This window comes from Mesorhizobium sp. M2A.F.Ca.ET.037.01.1.1 (genome assembly GCF_003998075.1).
GTDB lineage: Bacteria > Pseudomonadota > Alphaproteobacteria > Rhizobiales > Rhizobiaceae > Mesorhizobium.
In genome coordinates this window covers 1-1,088 of the sequence record NZ_RZSA01001468.1, presented here as the reverse complement: position 1 = coordinate 1,088, position 1,088 = coordinate 1, and the positions used below count along the sequence as shown (strand labels likewise).

The window sequence follows — 1,088 nt, the reverse complement described above, 5'->3', positions numbered from 1 at the left end:
GCGCCGGCACCGAGCGCCAGCAGGCGCTCGACGCCCGCTGCTTCTATGTAGGCGCGCTGGGCAGCCGCAAGACCCATGCCAAGCGCGTCGAGCGCCTGCTGGCGCTCGGTGCCGGCGCCGACCAGATCGCCCGTATCCACGCGCCGATCGGCCTCGACATCGGGGCGGCAAGTCCGGCCGAGATCGCCGTTGCGGTGCTCGCGCAGACCATCCACGCCTTCCGCTCGCGCGGTCTGGAAGCAAAAGGCGCCGTGGCGTGAAATTCGGGCCGGTTCCGATCGACGAGGCGGAAGGGGCGGTGCTGGCGCATGCGACGGCCGCGGGCGAAAAGCGGTTCCGCAAGGCGCACCGGCTGAGCCGCGAGGATGTCGCTGCACTGAAGGCAGCGGGTGTAGTCGAGGTCGTCGCGGCGGTGCTTGGCGAGGGCGATCTCGGTGAGGATGCCGCCGCCGCGAAGATCGCGGCCGCCATGAGCCACCGCAACATCGAGGTCAAGCCGGCCGCCACCGGGCGAGTGAACCTGCATGCAGGGGCCTCGGGCGTGTTTACCGTCAATGCCGGGATGATCGATGCCATCAACGCCGTCGATCCGGCCATCACCGTCGCGACGTTGGCGCAGCATGCGCCGGTCGAGAAGGGCCAGATGGTCGCGACGGTGAAGATCATCCCCTTTGCCGTCGCCGCAAACCTGGTGGACAGCGTGGTGAGGATTTGCGCCGGCCGCGAGATCTTTGCCGTCAACGCCTATCGTCCCATCACGGTCGGCGTCATCCAGACGGTGCTTCCGGGCGTCAAGCCGAGCGTGCTTGACAAGACGCTGCGCGTCACCGAGGCGCGGTTGGCGCGTTCCGGCGGCCGGCTGACGGCCGAGCGGCGCACGCCGCATGAGATTGCCCCGGTCGCCGCGGCCGCGACCCAGCTGGCGCGCGACAATGACATGGTGGTGATCTTCGGCGCCTCAGCGATGAGCGATTTCGCCGATGTCGTGCCGGCCGCGATCGAACGTGCCGGCGGCACCGTCATCCGCGCGGGCATGCCGGTCGATCCCGGCAATCTGCTGGTGCTCGGAACACTCGACGGCAAGCGCG

1 protein-coding gene and 1 pseudogene are annotated in these 1,088 nt (G+C 69.5%); both read left to right on the top strand.

Features of this window, described 5'->3' with window-relative positions; all coding sequences use genetic code 11:
• Positions 1-260, top strand: a 260-nt coding sequence (locus EOA27_RS37640) for an XdhC family protein (protein WP_189562347.1), incomplete at its 5' end; no start/stop codon positions are given.
• Positions 257-1,088 (top strand): annotated as a pseudogene (locus EOA27_RS37635) (4-diphosphocytidyl-2C-methyl-D-erythritol kinase); the annotation flags it as partial. The gene EOA27_RS37640 and the pseudogene EOA27_RS37635, both read left to right, overlap by 4 nt.